At 40.5% G+C, this 17,986-nt stretch carries 14 protein-coding genes; 5 read left to right on the top strand and 9 right to left on the bottom strand.

The window, feature by feature from the left end; all coding sequences use genetic code 11:
* Nucleotides 1–18: 18 nt before the first annotated feature.
* From J4N25_RS08680 to J4N25_RS08645, 8 genes are all read right to left on the bottom strand, one after another.
* Complete coding sequence (locus J4N25_RS08680) at nt 19–1,545, bottom strand: S41 family peptidase (protein WP_207421804.1); 1,527 nt, start codon at nt 1,543–1,545, stop codon at nt 19–21.
* 143 nt (nt 1,546–1,688) lie between these two features.
* Nucleotides 1,689–2,837: a glycoside hydrolase family 76 protein gene (locus tag J4N25_RS08675; protein WP_207421803.1), complete on the bottom strand. Its 1,149-nt coding sequence runs from the start codon at nt 2,835–2,837 to the stop codon at nt 1,689–1,691.
* Nucleotides 2,838–2,909: 72 nt separating this feature from the next.
* Entirely contained in the window at nt 2,910–4,040 is a 1,131-nt protein-coding gene (locus tag J4N25_RS08670; RefSeq protein ID WP_207421802.1) for a SusE domain-containing protein, read from the bottom strand.
* A gap of 30 nt (nt 4,041–4,070) precedes the next feature.
* Nucleotides 4,071–5,732 (bottom strand): RagB/SusD family nutrient uptake outer membrane protein, encoded by a 1,662-nt coding sequence (locus J4N25_RS08665; RefSeq protein WP_242695836.1) that lies wholly within the window; start codon nt 5,730–5,732, stop codon nt 4,071–4,073.
* 10 nt (nt 5,733–5,742) lie between these two features.
* On the bottom strand, nt 5,743–9,039 hold the full coding sequence (locus J4N25_RS08660; protein WP_207421801.1) for a TonB-dependent receptor: 3,297 nt from the start codon (nt 9,037–9,039) through the stop codon (nt 5,743–5,745).
* A 183-nt stretch (nt 9,040–9,222) separates the two neighbouring features.
* A complete protein-coding gene (locus tag J4N25_RS08655; protein ID WP_207421800.1) occupies nt 9,223–10,365 on the bottom strand; it encodes a FecR family protein in 1,143 nt (380 codons plus the stop codon).
* A gap of 91 nt (nt 10,366–10,456) precedes the next feature.
* Complete coding sequence (locus J4N25_RS08650) at nt 10,457–11,032, bottom strand: RNA polymerase sigma factor (protein WP_207421799.1); 576 nt, start codon at nt 11,030–11,032, stop codon at nt 10,457–10,459.
* Between the two features lie 131 nt (nt 11,033–11,163).
* Nucleotides 11,164–11,925 carry a response regulator transcription factor gene (locus tag J4N25_RS08645; RefSeq protein WP_207421798.1) on the bottom strand — a complete coding sequence of 254 codons (762 nt, stop codon included), beginning with the start codon at nt 11,923–11,925 and terminating at the stop codon, nt 11,164–11,166.
* Between the two features lie 107 nt (nt 11,926–12,032).
* Here J4N25_RS08645 and J4N25_RS08640 point away from each other — a divergent pair, with 107 nt between their 5' ends.
* The 5 genes from J4N25_RS08640 to J4N25_RS08620 all read left to right on the top strand — a co-directional run bounded on the left by J4N25_RS08640 (nt 12,033) and on the right by J4N25_RS08620 (nt 17,294).
* A complete protein-coding gene (locus tag J4N25_RS08640; protein ID WP_207421797.1) occupies nt 12,033–12,680 on the top strand; it encodes a DUF1349 domain-containing protein in 648 nt (215 codons plus the stop codon).
* 237 nt (nt 12,681–12,917) lie between these two features.
* Complete coding sequence (locus tag J4N25_RS08635; protein WP_207421796.1) at nt 12,918–13,844, top strand: hypothetical protein; 927 nt, start codon at nt 12,918–12,920, stop codon at nt 13,842–13,844.
* Nucleotides 13,845–13,917: 73 nt separating this feature from the next.
* Nucleotides 13,918–14,526, top strand: coding sequence for a hypothetical protein (locus tag J4N25_RS08630; protein WP_207421795.1), 609 nt, complete (start codon nt 13,918–13,920; stop codon nt 14,524–14,526).
* Nucleotides 14,527–14,675: 149 nt separating this feature from the next.
* A complete protein-coding gene (locus J4N25_RS08625; RefSeq protein WP_207421794.1) occupies nt 14,676–16,526 on the top strand; it encodes an ATP-binding protein in 1,851 nt (616 codons plus the stop codon).
* Nucleotides 16,527–16,646: 120 nt separating this feature from the next.
* Nucleotides 16,647–17,294, top strand: a complete 648-nt coding sequence (locus J4N25_RS08620) for a hypothetical protein (RefSeq protein ID WP_207421793.1) — start codon at nt 16,647–16,649, stop codon at nt 17,292–17,294.
* 9 nt (nt 17,295–17,303) lie between these two features.
* Here the strand turns inward: J4N25_RS08620 and J4N25_RS08615 are convergent, their stop codons facing one another.
* A complete protein-coding gene (locus J4N25_RS08615; protein ID WP_207421792.1) occupies nt 17,304–17,894 on the bottom strand; it encodes a Crp/Fnr family transcriptional regulator in 591 nt (196 codons plus the stop codon).
* Nucleotides 17,895–17,986 lie beyond the last annotated feature (92 nt).

The raw sequence follows: 17,986 nt of genomic DNA, 5'->3' as shown, positions 1-17,986 counted from the left end.
AGAGCAATTATTAAATCCCTACTTCCCCCTAACCTCCTCCACAACCCTGCTCAATTCTGGGTCCACTCCTTTCAAGCGGTCCTGAAGAGTTGGCAAAACCTCAATATCCGGAAATATCCCCCTACCTTCTTTCCCCGTAGCATAATACGGCTCAACAGCAGCCAGACCAAAACGAAGACTAAGTTTTGAATAAGGCAGAGTATACACAGGTAAAAAACCAGCCACGCAACCGTTCTGCGCTCCGCCTGTTTCTGTGCCTACAAAAACAGCTCTTCCACTTCCCTTTAAATTAGCAGAAAGAAGACTTGCAGCAGAGAATGTTCCTCCATTTATCAACACGTAAACTTTTCCTGCAAAATGTTTTGACTTGAGCCGGAGGTTTTTAGAGGAGCTCTCTGAATAAGAGTAAACGCTTTCCCCTTCTTTTTTCATAGTCAGAGTAGGTGGAATGGCTGCGACCGTTGCCATTGCCGAAACAAATGGTTTAGCAAAAGGCGGCTTAACTTTGCTCATAAACCTATAGTTATTTAGCAAACTCGCTCTTGATGTCAGCTCCAGGCTCCTATTAAATCTAACGCTACTGTCTATCAGGTATGAGTATAGGTCAGCCGCATCCTTAGCGTAGCCTCCTGGGTTATCCCGTAGATCAATAACTAACGTCTTCGTCTTAGCCCTGCTAATTAACTCAAAACTCTTTTTGTAGAATGACCGATAGGCATCTTTACGAAAATTGCTAACCCTCATCACGGCAACACTACTATCACCTTTATAAAACCTAAGGGTCTTTGCTTTAGAGCGTGAGGTCAATACGTTTTGGTCTTTATTCTCTTTAGCCTTGCTAATGCTGCTCTTCTTTTTAGCTATAGTATCGGTTTTAGACTTCGGTATTACTACATCTAAGCTCCGCCCCTCTTTGTCCAAACTATAATTCCATACGGAATCCTTAAAGCTAAACTTATATTTAATCGGCCGGTCCTGATTCTGCTCCTTAAGGTAATAGTATAAAATAGAAGTGAATTTTTTGGGAAGGAAAGTCTCGTTATAACCATCCCTTGAAACGCCATTAAGGTATCTCCTGAAGATCTCCTTCGGACTAACCCCATTAATACTCACAATTTCTGTCCCTGGTTTTACTTTAGCAATTTTTCTGCTGTCTTTTAAAATAAAAAAACGCTCGTTAATAAAATCCGCTTTGAATGGGAACCAGGGCCGGTAGCCAAGCTGCTTTATACTTTCTTCCTCTTTTTTTTCTACTACATAAGGAATAGACAAGGTAGCATGCCCCTGCCGGACAGCAGCGACAAGCGGGCTTAATTTTAAATAAAACTGATTAGCAGGTAAAGGATTCTCAATACTGGCCTTCACACTATCAAATTTATAGTCGAGCGCCTCCTTACTGATAAATCGATAAAGCTGTGGATGATACTTTGTAAGCTTACTATGGACAAAATCAACTTCAGATCGCATCTGCTTCGGCGAGCGCTCCTCATAAAACTGCTCATTATAATCCTGAACAGATTTACAAGCAAGAAAAATGCTAGCCAAAAGAAATATTAGAATAAACCGTTTCAATTTGCTCTCTAGTCCCGCTAATATAAAACATACATTGCGCATTGAACGGCTTAACACTCCATAAAAAAAGAGCACAGTTACCTGTGCCCTTCCCGAAACTAACCAACCTGTTCAGGTTAAATCTTTCCTTGCCTCTTCAATAACGCAGCCGACTCTAGCAGCATAAGACCGCTTAACTGCGTGGAGAGATCCACGCTAGCCTCGGGCATCTTGCTCCAATTAGGACTGGCAAGCATTCCCGGCCTTGAAAGTGCCTTTGTGAAAAAGGTCTCTGCATTATATTTTAAAAACCTGGTATAATTTGCTCTGTCCGTTTCCCTTACACCAGGCTCAAGCGCGAGTAAAGTAAGGTAACGTACCAGAATGCCTTTAAATAATCCACCGTCACTTTGATTTTCATTCTTCAATAATCCACCGGGAGAGACATTAGGATCCGTAAGAATATTATTTGCAGTTCTAACAGCATCTACGAGATACATATTATTCCCAGTATTCATATAAAGCTCTAAAGCTGCTCCTACAAAAGTCCCCTGATTGTAGGTATAGACATTTTTATCTATTGCTCCATTGCCCTTGGAATTAATACCATCCCATACTTGCCCTGAAACTGGATCTACAAGCGTATTTCTCAACCAAGTATACAGAGATTGAGCTGTTTGTAGGTCCTCTGCTCGTTTCTGCGTTTCATACAACCTGCACGCCAGGATTATTGCAGGTGCATTAGCTGGGGTATTTTTATAATTCAACTGGGTTTTTCTCCATGCCAGGCCTCCTCCCTGCTCTGCATTTATACCTGTCTTTATATCTGTCCATAACAAGTTGGCAGCATTGAGATAGTCATTGTCGCCGGTGGCTTTGTAAGCCCTCAGTGTAGATAAAGCTAACCACTCCATATCGTCGTAGTAGTCATTGAAATAGCTACCTCTGTTCGTTTCTCTCAATCCATTCAACAAAAACTTCATCTTGGTTTTATAAGCATCATCGCTGGTTCTGAGATAGCCATCTACAAATACATCCATCACATGTGCATTCCACCAATAGTGGAATTGTTCGTTTCCGGTGTTATCTTGTTTAAAATACTTGGTATTAGCTGACAAATAAGTATTATAAGTGCTTTCCTGAACAGAATCAGCGGTCTTCTCCCAGGTATAATTTATCTTAATTATGCTGCCATCATACAATGGACTACCCTTGTCCATAGAGCATGAACTTACTATGGTAATTCCTGTAATGGCAACCAGTGAAATAAGAGATCTGATTTTCATTTGCTTAATGTTTTAATCGCAATAACTCTACAGCTGTTCCTGACTCTCGGTCAGGAACAGCTGTAGAAAAGATTACTTAACTGTAACTGAATGTGTGTAAGCGGCTGAATTGAATGTTACTTTAATATCGGCATTCTTATTATCAACATCTCCGTTAAACTTAAATGAGTTATTCCACCGGTCATTGCTAACTGGTACCATATACCAGTACGCGGCTTCGGTGGAGGCGGTAGGTCTTTGATTATCGCCTTTTGTACTGCCAAACCATTCCTCGGTGGTTACCCCTGCTGCATTCTTAATAGTGAACCTGAATTTATAGCGCTCATCGCGGCCCCAGCCTTCTTGCTTGAAAACAACCGGCGCATTTTTGATTTCCCAGCTGCTTCCTGAGGTATAAGGTAAATCAAACCAAATGCGATTATCTGGGGCAAACCAAAGACCAACTGATACAACCTCTGATATTTCGGTAGTAGCATTATTGAAGTTAACACGAATACGATAAGGCTTTTTAGCTGTAGTAACATCTGTACTGCCATTCTCCACCAATTTCCCACCAGCGTTAATTGAATATGAGGTAGGATTTCCGCTATTACGTTCGGTGATACGGTAGCTTCCGTTAGTTAAGGAGGTATATAGCTCAAATACTCCGTCACTTACTTTTCTAAATGCTACTGCTTTACTCAAATCCTCCCCCCCTTCAGTAGCCGTTCCTGTTAGGAAGGCGCTTGCTGGCGCAGGAAAACCTTCCGGACGTTCCAAATTAAGCTCCCTTGAGGTTGAAGATCGTTTTACATTAATTCCCTTTGATGACCAAACGGTCCATTTCACTTTACCTGTAGCAGATGGTGCAATTCCAGCAGCCGAAGCAACCTTGGTAAGATCAGCATAGGACATTGAAAGCATGCGTTGCAATCCCTTTCCATCCGAAGGTATGGAATATAGGGGCTTTGAAAAATCCCCTTCTGGTTTATCGAACAAAACCTCATAAAGTACAACTCCATTGTCTTCAGCTTTCGCCTGTTCCCATTCAAATACTACTGTCCCGTTGCCTCCAAGAAAAACATTATTTCCGTTTGCTGGTCCATAAAGATTAGTTACTTCAGATACGTTCGTATGGCTCATACTGTCATCCTCTTTACATCCGTAAAAGAGTATGGTGAAAGCCATTAAAGCAATGAATATATTATTAAAGCTCTTTTTCATATAAATATGTTTATAAGTTCAGTTAAAAATTTACCAGTTAGGATTTTGTGAGAGATTAGGATTTAAGTTCCTTTCCTCTCTTGGTACCGGCCATAGGTAATGTTTGGTTCTATCGAACGACCTAAGGTTTACCCGGATATAACCATTATCTTCATTTGCCGGACCAAACTTTGCTCCATGCGCCCATCCGTTTAACACGGTTTCCGCAATCCTCCATCTCCGGATGTCGAATATCCTTAAACCTTCTAAAGCCAACTCTGTCCTTCGCTCGTTCCTGATCACCTCTCTCAGCTGCTCCTGAGTTAAAGCCGAATTGTAATTTAAAGCCGCCGCATCAGTAAAGCCAGCTCTCACCCTTATAGGCCTAATAGTTCTATTCCATGTAGCTTCATCCAGCTTTGCCAGTTCATTTTTTGCCTCAGCATACATCAACAGAACATCGGCATATCGGATTAAGATCAGGTTTAAACCGGATGTAAAGTTTGCGGCATGCGTAGGATCGTAGTACTTTCTAATGTAGTAACCCGTAGGAGTCTTTGAACTACCCGGCGCATATTCGTCAGGCGGATTTCTTTCATTAGGGTCCATTTCTGGCTTGTTATGATTCGGGTCGCTTCCTGGCTTAATATAAATCGTCTTAGGATCACCGCTTGCCTCTTTCCATTGATAACCATGATACACTACGGTATAAGTTAGCCTTGGGTCCCGGTTTACGTAAGGATCATTCTCATCATACCCCGCTCCTGCTTCACCGATCCTTTTGCCATTTAACGTTAGATAACTATCTACTAATTCTTGAGTAGGAGCCATAACATTTACCCGTCCTCCTACAGATAGTGGAGCGAGGTCAAAAAAGTTGGACCAGGTTCTTAACAATGGAACATATTGCATATCTAGAATAACCTCGTTATTATTCTCATTTTGCGGCAGGAACAACCCTTCATAAGAATTAAACAGGCCATAAGTACCATTTGAAGTATTATCCATAAGCAAAGAGCAGGCATTCACCACCTCCTGCCAGTTCCCTTCATACAGCATTACCCTTGCCTTAAGTGCAATTGCTGCTCCCTTGGTGATCCTTCCTTTATCCTTTGGGCCATATTCTGTATTCACAGGTAGATTATTGACAATCTCATTTAGTTCTGTAACAACAAAAAACAAAACCTCTTCTCGTGGACTGCGACTTATAGTTTGAGCCTCAACAATAGTAAGATCCTTCTTTATAAGAGGAACATCACCAAACCATGTCATTAGTCTGAAGTACTGAAATGCCCTGATAAAACGTGCCTCTGCTTTCATTCGAGTACGCAGGCTTTCATCCATGTTTGGAACCCGGTCTACGTTGTCAAGAAAAACGTTACAGGTTTTTATGGCACGATAACAATCATTCCATTCATTTTTCAGCCTGGGCAAAGAGGCATCATATGCCCCTGAGGCAAGAGAAGTAGATCCAGCCTGATCACCTCTTCCGCTATAGGCATTATCAGACATCGCCTCGTTATAAAAGAAATAATCACTGCTAAAAAGTTGCGAGTAGGCGGTATTAAGCATTCCGCTCGCCTGGTCGGTCGTCTTCCAGTAAGTAAGATCAGTATAAACATTTTCTGGAGTCAGGTCCAGATCCTTACATCCCATAAATAAAAAGGCCAGTAATGCAACAAAGCCAGTTTTATTAATAATCGACTTATTCATATACAATAAGTTAAAAAGTAACATCTAAACCAAAACCATAATATACCATTGTAGGATAAGCCCTTCCGCTGTTTGCACCCGCATTATTAAGGTTGCTGTCAAACTCACTTAACTCAGGATCCACAAACTTGAGCTTAGAAAGAGTAAGCAAGTTCTGACCTGACATATAAATCCTTAGCTTCTGCATCGCTAATTTTTTCGAAAGCGCCTGGGGTAAAGTGTATCCTACCTGAACGTTTTTCAACCGGGCATAAGCGGCATTGAAAAGGTACATGTTAGACCCTCTTCTGAAATTGTTCTCATTTGACTGACTTCCATTGCTGGCTAATCGGGGGAACTGTGCGTTAGGATTTTGAGGAGTCCAATAATCCAGTTGATGCTGATACATAGTCATACCATAATTGAAATGGTAAGGCTCGATTAGTTCACCTCTAAGCATCATCGTTCTTTTTCCAACCCCTTGAACAAATAGATTCAGGTCGAAATTCTTGAAGCCTACATTATACATAAACCCATAGGTGAACCTGGGAAAGGGATTACCAAAAACGTGTAAGTCATTATTGTCAATAATTCCATCTCCATTAACATCCACATAGCGATTATCGCCTGGTTGAACATTTAAGCCTGCAGGTTTTGGTCCATTAGTTACTTCATCAATATTTTGAAAATATCCGTCTCTTTTTAAACCAACATAAGAGCGATAAGGGTACCCTTCCTTGAGTAATATCTGCAATTCCTCCACACCTGTAAGGCGCTCATTCCCTGCAAAATAAAGAACCTTATTCTGCGCGTCGCCGAGATTAAAGGACACGTTATGCCGGAATTGCTTTCCTGACTTCCTATATGCAACGGAAGCCTCCCATCCATAACTTCTTACCTCACCCGCATTAAAATCTGGAAGGTTGGTTCCGAAAACACCAGGGACAGCAGGGGGAACTAAAATATCACGTGTAGTTTTGTTGAAGTAGTCGAAAGAGAACGTTAAAGCATCTCTGAAGAAGGTAAAGTCAGAACCTAAATTTAACGTAGCCGCTCGTTCCCATTTTAAATCAGGGTTGGAGAAGTTAAATCCAGTACCAGCAACAGCTTCATTACCGAAACCATAAATGTTGCCAATGGAGAAGAACGTAGTTTGATACTGATAGTTCCCCACATTTTGATTTCCAACAATACCATACGAAGCGCGTAGTTTCAAATTACCAACTTTATTCCGGTAATCCTCCATAAAGCCCTCCTCACTCAGGCGATATCCCGCAGAAAATGCAGGGAAGAAGCCCCAGCGATTTCCTTTTCTAAATTTTGAAGAGCCATCATAGCGAAAGTTGAATTCGCCATAGTATTTATTCTTATAAGAATAGGTAGTTCTTCCAAAGAAGGAATTTAGGCTGTTTTCGCCCGAACTTCCATTAGAATTGTAAGAATTTTCTGCGATAATAGTTCCGGTAACAGGAGTACCCAGATCGGGATCAGTAAATCTTCGATAGATGGCAGATCCTCGTTCCTCGTGATTTTCGTTAGAGATACCAAGAAGGACGTCAACATCGTGGTTCTTTAGGAATGTTCTGGTGTATTGTGTAAGGAATTGGGCGTTCAAATCCTGGATTTTCCGGCTTTCGTCGTTAGTATTCCTATCAGCTCCTGAAACTCCGCCGGGGAAATAATTAACCTGCAAAGATCTTGCAAACTGACTATTGGATTTTAGACTTCCTCCAAAAACACCTCTTAATTTTAAGTGTTTTGTAAGCGCAAACTCTGCATTTAAGGTTCCGAATAGGTTATCATCATTATACCTTCTAAAACCTCCTTTTTCTAATACGCCAAGAGGGTTAAACTCAGCAAGTACATCATTAGTAAGATAACGTCCCTGATCATCTTTCATCTCATAATACAAAGGTACCCTCGCCGCATCGACCATGAGTGTGCTTGTTGATGAGGAATGATCATTAACGATACTTTTAGTATAAGCAAGTTGTGAGATAAACTTCAGCTTGCCATACTCATTACTCATATTAATGCGATAATTATAACGCTTTAGACCTTTGTCGGGACCTACAAAATTACTTTGCTGATCCGTGTAGCCCACAGATACGAGGTAGCTAGAATTCTGACTACCACCGGTAAGGCTAAGATTATGATTCTGCTGGAGAGCGTTTTCGAGGATAGTATTTACGAACCATTCCTTATCACCCTGATCCTGAAAACTCCTTATCTGCTCAGGACTATAAACAGCTGATCCCAGACCTGCATTAGCTGCAGCTTCATTTCTCAATATAGCATTCTCATATCCGCTTACCGGCTTGAAAAACATCTTAGGGTCATTTATCCCTGTTAGTCCGGTATAGGCTAAAGCAGTTCTGCTATTCTTCTTACCCATCTTAGTACTGATAAGTATCACCCCATTGGATGCTCTGGATCCATAAATGGCAGCACTTCCTGCATCCTTCAATATAGATACCGTCTCAATGTCGGCAGGATTTAGCAAGTTTATATCGCCGCCAACAATTCCATCAATTACTACCAGAGGAGAATTGTTACCCAGGGTGCTTATCCCGCGTATGTTAATATTGACTCCGCCACCTGGTTCGGAGTTCCGTTGTTGTACAACAAGATTAGCCGATACACCTTGAAGGGCCTGAGTAGTATTTACTGATGGTCTACCAGCAAGTGCAGAAGCTGATATTTGATCAACCGCACTTACTACGCTCGTTCTGCGCTGTGTGCCATATCCTACTACTACTACTTCCGAAAGAGCTTTTTGCTCTGCAACAAGCTTAACGTTAATAGAGCTTTGTCCATTGATAGAAACCTCCTGGCTTTGATAGCCAATAAAACTAAATACAAGGACACCATTTTCAGGGGCATTTATTGTAAAGCGTCCGTCAACACTTGTTGTTGCTCCGGCTGAGCCTCCTTTTAGCTTCACGCTTACTCCCGGCAAAGGAGCTCCCTCTTCATCAACAACCCTGCCTGTTACAGAAATATCCTGCCCATGTTTAGAGCCAGTAATTGTTTGAGCCTTTCTTTTAACTACAATAGTCTTTTCAGCGATGACAAAGGTGAAAGGCTGGTTGTCAAAGCATCTTTCAAGGACTTCCTGAATTGAAGCATTTTTAACAGAGATACTGACGGGCCGGCTTTCCTGCAACATGTCAAGGTCGTAGAAGAAATTATAGTCAGCTTGTCGTTTAATCTCCTTAAAAACCTTTTCAATACGTGCATTCTTTTCATTTAAACTGAGCTTTTGAGCAAAGCCCCCGGCAGTTGCCTGTAAAAATGCTGCTAAGGTGAGAACAATGGTTAGTTTCATAATTAGCAGAGATTTTTGAGTAATACAGTTCCTGTAACTGTACTTAAATCCAGTACAAATTTTATACATTTGAATGAGGTTTAATTATAAGGTATTGGGAGCCAATATCTTGATTAGTCTGATACCAGGTGCGGGCCTAATCGCCCTGGTACTTTTTCAATAAAAAATAGATTGTCAGCTTTTTTACGGCATAACAATTATCCTCCTTTCTTCTATCTTGAAATGAATTACTTCGGTTAGTTCTATTATTTTAAGCACATCTTTAATGTCCTCAAATCGCGATACTGTACCGCCAAAATGTTTCTGCCCGATGTTTCCTTTGATATCGATGTCTACGTCATACCATCTCGACAACTTTCTCATAATACTCTCAAGGCTTTCGTTATTGAATACGAAAAGGCCATTCTTCCAGGCAACAGACACAGATGGGTCTACCTCATGAACCGTGATATCCCCATTTACCCTTGCTTCTGTCCCAGGGGTTAACAGCTTGGTTCTACTTCCAGAACTTACTTTCACCGACCCTTCAAGTAACGTGGTATTCGTACTACTCTCGTCATCATACCCCATAATATTGAAGTGGGTACCAAGCACTTCCACTGTACTCTTATTTACGTCTACCAGAAAGGGCTTTACTTTATTCTTAGCAACCTCGAAATAAGCCTCGCCTTTTAGACTTACCCTTCGTTGACTACCATTGAATTGAGTCGGAAATACTAACGATGATGCCGCATTCAACCAAACTTTAGTTCCGTCGGGTAGCTCAATCTGAAATTGGCCTCCTCTAGGAGTACTGATGGTATTGTAGCTTGCTTTTGAAGCAAAATTCCCTTTATCAGATGGTAATACAGTATAAATAACCTGTCCATCCTGGTCTTTTCTTATAGAAATATTTCCCAGTTCTGCCAGAACTCCTTGTTTTGCATCATCCAGCACGATCTCTCTCCCGTCGGATAGCTTCAAGGTAGCCTTATTACCTCCCGGAACGATTTTTTTAGAAACAGCTACATATTGGGATGAGGATTCGTTTTTATTGAATAGATATAAGGCAAAGCCAAGGAAAATAACGGTAATCGCAGCTGCAACAGGAATAAGATAAGGAGTTAAAGAGTGTTTGCGTTTATTTTCTATCCCCTCACGCGCCACAATATTTTGATACATCCTCTGCTCGAGGGCTGAAGGGGTTTCGTCCGTAAGTTCAAGATAGGTGTCATCAAATTCATTATACCAGTTCTCAAACTCCAGCTTTTCTTGCTCAGAAATGGTCCCCTCCTGCCATTTTTTGGCGAGCTCCTGAATGTATCTTTCTTTTTCCTGACCGGTCATTTGATGGCTGTTTATTAAGTAGCCGATCACCTGGCACTAATCCCTTAGTGCTGAAGGATATTTTTTTAAAAAAAAATTTAAGGGTACCGAATTATAGTAAAGAAATGAGTAAAACAAGACCTGAGCCTAATGCACCTCTCAAAGTTTTTCTTGCTTTTGCCAAATGTGCCTCAACGGTTTTTTCAGAAATATTTAATTCAAGTGATATCTGATTTTGACTATAGCCTTTCTCGTATCTAAGTTTAAATACAATCCGGCATTTTTCAGGAAGCAAAAGTATACTTTCCTGGAGTTGCTTTTCGAGCTCATTGAGCTCTATGGTTTGAATTGTTGAATTATCGTTTTCAGAGAAACTATACCACGCTTCTCTCTCGTAATTGATCTGCCTGGCCTTTTTGGCAAGTAGATCGATCACCGTAAACTTTACGGCAACCGCAAAATAGTTACTGAATCCTTTTATGAGTGTGAATGATTGGCGCTTCCTCCAAAGGTTGCAGAAGATGTCCTGCACAACTTCCTCTGCCTCCGCAGAATTTTTTAGGCGATTACGGGCAATAACATAAAGCTTATTCCAATAGCGGATATAGATCTCCCTGAATGCCTCCTTGTCGCCTTCAGACAGCAGTCCCGCCAGTTCCAAATCTGTAAATTGACCGTAAAGTTGCATCAGGATAAATTGGTTAGTATTACAACTATAACAAATATAAATAAAATAGGATAAAAAGAAAGGCTAAAACGATTTATGTTATCTTTATTCCGTGATTTCGGCAACAATTACAGAACTTGATGCTCCATGCATCAAAACATTCCTGCTCCATCAGCAACTCTGCAAGCTTCCAGTGCATTGGTCACATTCAACTTCTGGAATATATTTTGCCGGTGGCGGTTAACGGTATGAAGACTTAGGGATAGCTTTTCAGCAATTTCTTTGCTTCTTCTTCCCAGCTTTATCAACTGCAGCACCTCTTTCTCCCGCAGGGTAAGTATTTCACTAAAGTCAGGTTCTCCAGGATCAACTATCGTCCCGGTGCGTGTATTCAATATCACCCCTTTAGGTACCTCAAATCCTGGGTGATCATAAAGCTTATTATACAAACAGAGCGCCAGCCATGCGCTTCCTTCTTCGGAACTACTGAGGTACAGTAGGCGGTGTTCGAGCAATACATGTTTGCCTTCTTTGTTACGGGTTCTGAGCTTGGTTACCACTCTGTAATCCGCACGCGCAGCAACATCAATAGTGTTCAACAACTGAAAGAATTGAAACTCTAACCTATATTTCTTTTGAAGATCATCTGCATGTACACGACCTAATAATTCATCTTCCCAAATAGAACTGATCTCAGTTTCCTTTTTCAGGAGGCCCAACTGATCAGCGACACCACCATAATAAATATAACTTTTTCTGGCTTTCATATCGCTCAACACACTGATGCAGTTCTCAAGCCTTGCGTACAGCTCGGCAATAAGCTTAGCATTATTTAGTTGAGCTTCGAGTTCTCCAGAAACCTTGAAAGATTGAGACAGCAGTTTGCTATCAAGAAATTTGCGAATGTTTTCCATTTCGGAAGTGGCTATTAATAACCATTGACTCTCCGCAAAATGCAGGATAAATTGCGAACATACAAGCATTACAACATTTAAGGTTTGTAATTGGAAACAAAAAATTAATGAAACTACTTATTTTCACATTAGCCCTGCTTCTTAGCCTTACCAAGATGAAAGCACAAAGCCTTGAAAAAATGCACTGGTTCAATGAGCCGGAACGTTGGGAGATTAAAAACAACAGTTTAATAATGCAGGTGACACCGAAAAGTGACTACTGGCGAATTTCTCACTATGGGTTTACTGTTGATGATGCTCCTTTCTATTACGGTAATTACGGAGGTGAATTCGAGGCGAAGGTTAAACTTACAGGTGCTTACAAGGCCCGCTTTGATCAAATGGGACTGATGGTGCGCATAGACCATAAGCACTACATAAAAACCGGTGTTGAGTTCGTCGATGGCAAATTCAACATAAGTACCGTAGTAACACACGACAAGAGCGACTGGAGTGTAACCCCTTTAGATCGTGTACCTCCTTTTATATGGATTAAAGTAGTTCGCAGATTAGATGCGGTAGAGATTTTCTACTCCTTCGACGATAAGAATTACGTAATGACAAGAAATGCTCCTTTGCAGGACAATACACCGGTGATGGTAGGGTTAATGGCTGCATCGCCTGATGGAAACGGTTTCGAGGCGAAGTTTGAGAACTTTTCGGTGAAGCACCTCCCAGATCAAAGACGACTGGAATGGCTTAAAAACCACCAATAGCCTATCAAGAAAAACCTTTACGAGCAAAGCAGATCTTTTTTCAGTCCATAGTGAGTCTATAATGAGTCCGTAGTGAGTCTATAGATTCGTTAAAAAGTATAGACTTGCTATGGATTTATTGCAGAATCATTATGAGCTGAAAAAAGACCCGTCACCGAAGTTCCTTAAAAAATGTTTCACGTCATTTTCTACTTAAACCAAGGCTATTAACTTCCATCCCAATTAACCAAACCTGCTATGGGAACTTTTAAGAAAAACAAACTCAAAGGGAAGATTGGCAAAGTTGTCAGTAGAGAATTTTTAGGTATCGAGGTTGTGCAAGCGGCACCCGGTTCCTATGAAAACACTGTTTCTTCTCATATTAGCGCTCTGGAAAAAGGGATCGCCAGCACATCGGGTAAAATTATACGCGAACTATTTCTTCCCTTGAATTGCAAATTCGATACAAGGATGTATACTCGCTTCGCTGGAAGTCTTAGAAAATGTATCCATGAAAGTAAGAGTGCTACGGCTGGCAGAAGAGACCTCCACGATGGAGACCTCTCAAATTTGATAGGTTTCCAACTTAACGAATTTTCTATCCTAAGCGAGGTAATGAGCGTTAGGCCAAAGGCCGAACTACTTCCAGATAGCCGTATCAGGGTTAATATCGACAACGTGTTACGGGAGAAGAATATAAAGAACGTTCCTCCGTATACTGACCTCATCATTAGGTTTTTATGCTTCGCCGTTAATTTCCGGCACGAGAGAATGCGTTTCTTAAACTGTAAGGATTTTACTTTTGGCTCCGGTGGTATACTAGAAGCACAGGAGTTCTTTATAAATATTGACGTTCCTGATGGCACACTTTTATTCGTAACTTGTTCTCTTCACGTAATAAAAAACCTAGGCATTACAGGGTACGAGACCGCTAATACAAAAAATTTTAGTCCAGCAGAGATAATTGGTGCATGGAATTATGCTGATGGAAAATCCGACCATCGAGATTTCAATTTCAGCAATGCTGACATAGATAACGAGCATTACCGTTGGGAAGAAATTTTAGGCTATGAGGGAAAGAGACTTCTGGAAAAAGCAGCAGAAATACTTGAAAAGTCAGGACAAGAGAGTAACACAAAGGAGAAAAAGCCGAAGGAGAAGAATCCCTTTCCATTCCCGCAATAAGCATCACGAAAACCCCAATCAGAACGATTTAGTATCTGTGTAGCAGAAACCTCTCTGCTTCCGTAAAGGTCATATGTTTAAATTGTTTCGCTTAGCTGCATTTGTAACCTTAATAGGACTTTTTAATGCTCATTGCAAAAAAGAAAATGAAACTCCCTTAGAAAAGCAAAAGGGCATCCACTATAAAGAAATTAACAGTACCCTTAATTTCAATCAGACATCTGGTCTTAAATTGGATATCAATGAGGATGGGGCGTATGACTTTGAAATATATAAGGATAAGTATAAAACGGATATGGATAGCCTTAAAGGATTCTTTGTAAAGAATCTCGGGAACCATAAGATGATAGAAATAAAGCTTACTCACAATCCACTCTTCGATTGTATGAACCTTATGTCCTACTCTGCAGAAGAAATTATTTCTGAATCATTACCTGAAGAACATTCCTGGGATTCTAAAAATGGACTTCTTGCCCTAAGGCATGAACCTAACACTACCTTCATTGCTCGCTGGAGCGATGGCGCTCCTAAAACAATGGGAATACGCTTAATGGTAGACGGAAAAAACTATTATGGTTGGATTAAACTTCAATACAGTAGAGAAAATAATAGTATTACGATATTAAGCTACGCATGTAATAGAGCAGCGGAAGAACCTATAAAGGTCGGCCAGATGCAATAAGATAAAACTTTTATCTTTTACAAAAATTTTATCTACATAAGCAACAGGGTTAGCGCTAAACGAATATCTTTGTTTAAGCCGCAGAAATAAAAGGGGAGATATTATTTTTCAGCTCAAATGAGACTGGATGGCGGGACGATTGTTGCATTATGAATACCAAACAAATTTATGACCGTACTATTCAGGTAGGGTTGGTAACAGAACTTAATTGTGCTGTTATCCTTGCTTTTAATATTATCCAGGGCTTATATATTTCTGCAGCTATTCTCGCCGGTTTTATGTTTTTTGGCGGTATCTTGCTATTTGCAATTAAAGAAGGCAAGGTAAAATACACCAAGTTTCTTATTGTTGTGTTAGTGAACTTACACCTTCTGCTCTCTTGCTTTGCAGAAGGCCTCAAAATTGGAGGGTATGTATTCTTTCTGCCGCTTCTTTTTTCCATCCCATTCTTTGTTGAGAATAAGAAAAACTTCAATAAAGAAATACTTGCCCTCTCACTCCTTACGATAATATGCTTTTGTACTTGCGTATTTCTTGTCCCTGAGTACAGTTCATGGCAGAACATCTCGGCAGAGCAATACACTTCTAACTTTTATCTCAATACTATAACTGCCGTAATATTAAGTAGTGTTATCTCTTACTTGAGTGTACGATCAGAAAGGAAATTTAACGCCATTCTAAGAAGTGAAAAGAACTCGGCGGAAGTTCTGTATGCTGAATTAAAGCTCAAATCAGATGAACTTGAGAAAAAATCTACTGAGCTAAAGCTTCAAACTGAGAACCTTCAGAAGCTAAATATTGAGTTGGAGAAGGAACGGAAGAAGGCTGATGATGCAAATAAAGCAAAAAGTGAATTTCTGGCTACTATGAGTCATGAAATCCGTACCCCGATGAACGGAATTATTGGAATGACCTCATTACTTGCTGAAAGTCCTTTGAATCAGGAACAGCAGGAATACGTAGGCACGGTAGCCAATAGTGGTCAATCGCTCCTGGCGATAATCAACGACATTCTGGACTTTTCGAAGATTGAATCAGGGAATCTGGAACTTGAGTCAATCGAGTTCAAAATCCGCAATACAATTGAAGATATCATTGACCTTTTTGCCTTTACTGCAGAAGAAAAAGGACTAGAATTATTGTATGTAATAGCTCCCGGTACTCCCGAGTCGGTTATTGGGGATAGCCTTCGTTTAAGGCAGGTACTATTAAATCTCCTTAGTAATTCCCTCAAATTCACCAGAAAGGGAAGAGTTATTCTTTCTGTCGGGTTTAACAGAAAAAATAATGGCGAAAACGAACTAACTTTCGAAGTTAAGGATACAGGAATAGGCATCCCGGAAAGTAAACGGCATAAATTGTTCAATGCTTTTTCGCAGGTCGACTCATCTACCACCCGGCAATACGGGGGAACGGGTTTAGGGCTGGTGATCTGCCAACGATTGGTACAAATGATGGGAGGGGAAATTATTGTTGAAAGTGAAGAAGGCGTTGGATCAACATTCAAGTTTAGCATAAAGGCCCCTGTTGGAAGCTTGGCAAGTACAGAAGAAGGTTCTGTTGTTGCGAATAAACGGGAACGTTTCAAAGACCAAGTCCTTTCGGAGGAAACTGCATTGCACTATCCTTTAAATATACTACTTGTGGAGGATAATTTGGTCAACCAGAAATTAGCGCTCAAGGTGTTGAATAAACTAGGTTACAACCCAGATCTCGCCAATAATGGCCGCGAAGGCCTTGACCTCATTAAATCACGGCAATACGATGTAGTTCTGATGGATATATTAATGCCCGAACTAGATGGAATAGAAACCACAAAACGAATCCGGCAAATGGACCTAAAACAACCTCATATCATCGCAATGACCGCTAATGCTTTCCCGGAAGATAAAGAGGCTTGTTTTTCGGCGGGAATGAATGATTACATTACTAAACCTTTTAACCTTCAAACGCTTGTTCTCGCTTTGCAAGCAGCGTTTGCGATACTATCAGAGGTTTAAAAATTGCCCATATTAAGTCACGTTCTTAAATCCGCATCCAACATTTTTGAGGTTATTGCAGTCCCCCTAGAATCAAGATAACTGAATTTTACTTACAACAATTTTATTAATTTTACGCTGATGATACATTCTAAAACCTTTCACATTTACTGCTATACACTTATTTTTTCTTTGTTCGCAGGCCTAAACTTAAAAGCCCAGGATCAGGGATTAAAAGACAATCAATTTAAAGCTGGAATTAAACTCCTTGGAGCCGGGGCAAGCTTTGAAAAACGACTATATCCAACCGCAACTCTATATTCAGAAGCATCGCTTAACTTTGTTACCGGGTCTGCTCATTATGGGAAATTTACTGTTGTTGATCCTTCCCAATCAGAGCCTTCTAACCTGTATTATGACGGGAACCACTACTATAAGTATAGCTTTGAGTCAAAAACTACCAGAGCATGGATGCCTAGCCTGACCACTGAATTTAGGCAATACTACAACGTAGGAAAGAGGGTGGCCAAAAAGAGAAAAACCCACAATAATGCATTCGACTTTGTTGGTGTGGGCGCAGGGTATTACTTCAAAACTAAAACAAATATTGACTTATTAAGTCAATCTGCTTTTATGAGCGGTTATGCTACCTGGGGGATTCAAAAATCCATTGCCAAAGTACTAAGCTTCGAATTCAATCTCGGTCCCGGTGTGCGCCACTTGATTGAAAGAAAAGAAACGGAATTGTTTATTAACGGAAACCTTAAACTTGATCTGGTGATAAAATAAGAATTCGCTCTAAACCTTCTTAGTTACCAGTTGCTTGCGAATACGGCTAAGCGTTTCAGGCGTTATACCCAGGTAAGAAGCTATCATAGTTTGCGGAAACCGCTGTAAAAGGGCAGGATAAATGTTCTCAAGCTCGAGATATCTTTCCTCAGCGGACAGACTTATTGAAGCATGCATTCTCCGCTGTCCGGCGATCATACCTCTTTGATCCATCACCTGGATCATTTTGCTAATTGCAGGTACCCTGGATCTTAATTCCTGAATAGCTTCATTTGTTGTTATCAGTAATTCGGTATCTTCTACCGCATCAATATTGTATTTGCTGGGTGTAAGCATTACGAAGCTCTCGTAATCTCCGGCCCACCAATTCTCAATGCTAAGCTTTACGATATGTTCGTTGCCAGCAGTATCTACAGAATATTGCCGCATGCTGCCCTTTGTAATAAAACCGGTATACTTACAAACATCTCCCTCCTGAAGGAAATATTGTCTTTTTCTTAATCTTTTGGGTTTGAAAGCTTCCTTGATAAGGGAAAACTCCTCTTCAGAGATACTAAGGGAAGAATATTCGGTAATGTATTGCCGCAGACTTTCGTACATATTAATAATTGACAAAGCCTAATATCCTATTTTTTTCTGAAATTGTGATTTGTTCCTTAATGAACACGAAGAAAGTATAAGCTATTGTTATC

Source organism: Desertivirga brevis (assembly GCF_017355835.1).
The sequence above is the reverse complement of the archived record's forward strand: the minus strand, read 5'-3'. Positions and strand labels throughout refer to the sequence as shown.

Excerpts from the sequence above, each read along its gene's own strand:
- J4N25_RS08675 (WP_207421803.1), bottom strand. The coding sequence starts at position 2,837 with ATGAAAATCAGATCTCTTATTTCACTGGTTGCCATTACAGGAATTACC.
- J4N25_RS08670 (WP_207421802.1), bottom strand. The coding sequence starts at position 4,040 with ATGAAAAAGAGCTTTAATAATATATTCATTGCTTTAATGGCTTTCACC.
- J4N25_RS08665 (WP_242695836.1), bottom strand. The coding sequence starts at position 5,732 with ATGAATAAGTCGATTATTAATAAAACTGGCTTTGTTGCATTACTGGCC.
- J4N25_RS08660 (WP_207421801.1), bottom strand. The coding sequence starts at position 9,039 with ATGAAACTAACCATTGTTCTCACCTTAGCAGCATTTTTACAGGCAACT.
- J4N25_RS08655 (WP_207421800.1), bottom strand. The coding sequence starts at position 10,365 with ATGACCGGTCAGGAAAAAGAAAGATACATTCAGGAGCTCGCCAAAAAA.
- J4N25_RS08650 (WP_207421799.1), bottom strand. The coding sequence starts at position 11,032 with ATGCAACTTTACGGTCAATTTACAGATTTGGAACTGGCGGGACTGCTG.
- J4N25_RS08645 (WP_207421798.1), bottom strand. The coding sequence starts at position 11,925 with ATGGAAAACATTCGCAAATTTCTTGATAGCAAACTGCTGTCTCAATCT.
- J4N25_RS08640 (WP_207421797.1), top strand. The coding sequence starts at position 12,033 with ATGAAACTACTTATTTTCACATTAGCCCTGCTTCTTAGCCTTACCAAG.
- J4N25_RS08635 (WP_207421796.1), top strand. The coding sequence starts at position 12,918 with ATGGGAACTTTTAAGAAAAACAAACTCAAAGGGAAGATTGGCAAAGTT.
- J4N25_RS08630 (WP_207421795.1), top strand. The coding sequence starts at position 13,918 with ATGTTTAAATTGTTTCGCTTAGCTGCATTTGTAACCTTAATAGGACTT.
- J4N25_RS08625 (WP_207421794.1), top strand. The coding sequence starts at position 14,676 with ATGAATACCAAACAAATTTATGACCGTACTATTCAGGTAGGGTTGGTA.
- J4N25_RS08620 (WP_207421793.1), top strand. The coding sequence starts at position 16,647 with ATGATACATTCTAAAACCTTTCACATTTACTGCTATACACTTATTTTT.
- J4N25_RS08615 (WP_207421792.1), bottom strand. The coding sequence starts at position 17,894 with ATGTACGAAAGTCTGCGGCAATACATTACCGAATATTCTTCCCTTAGT.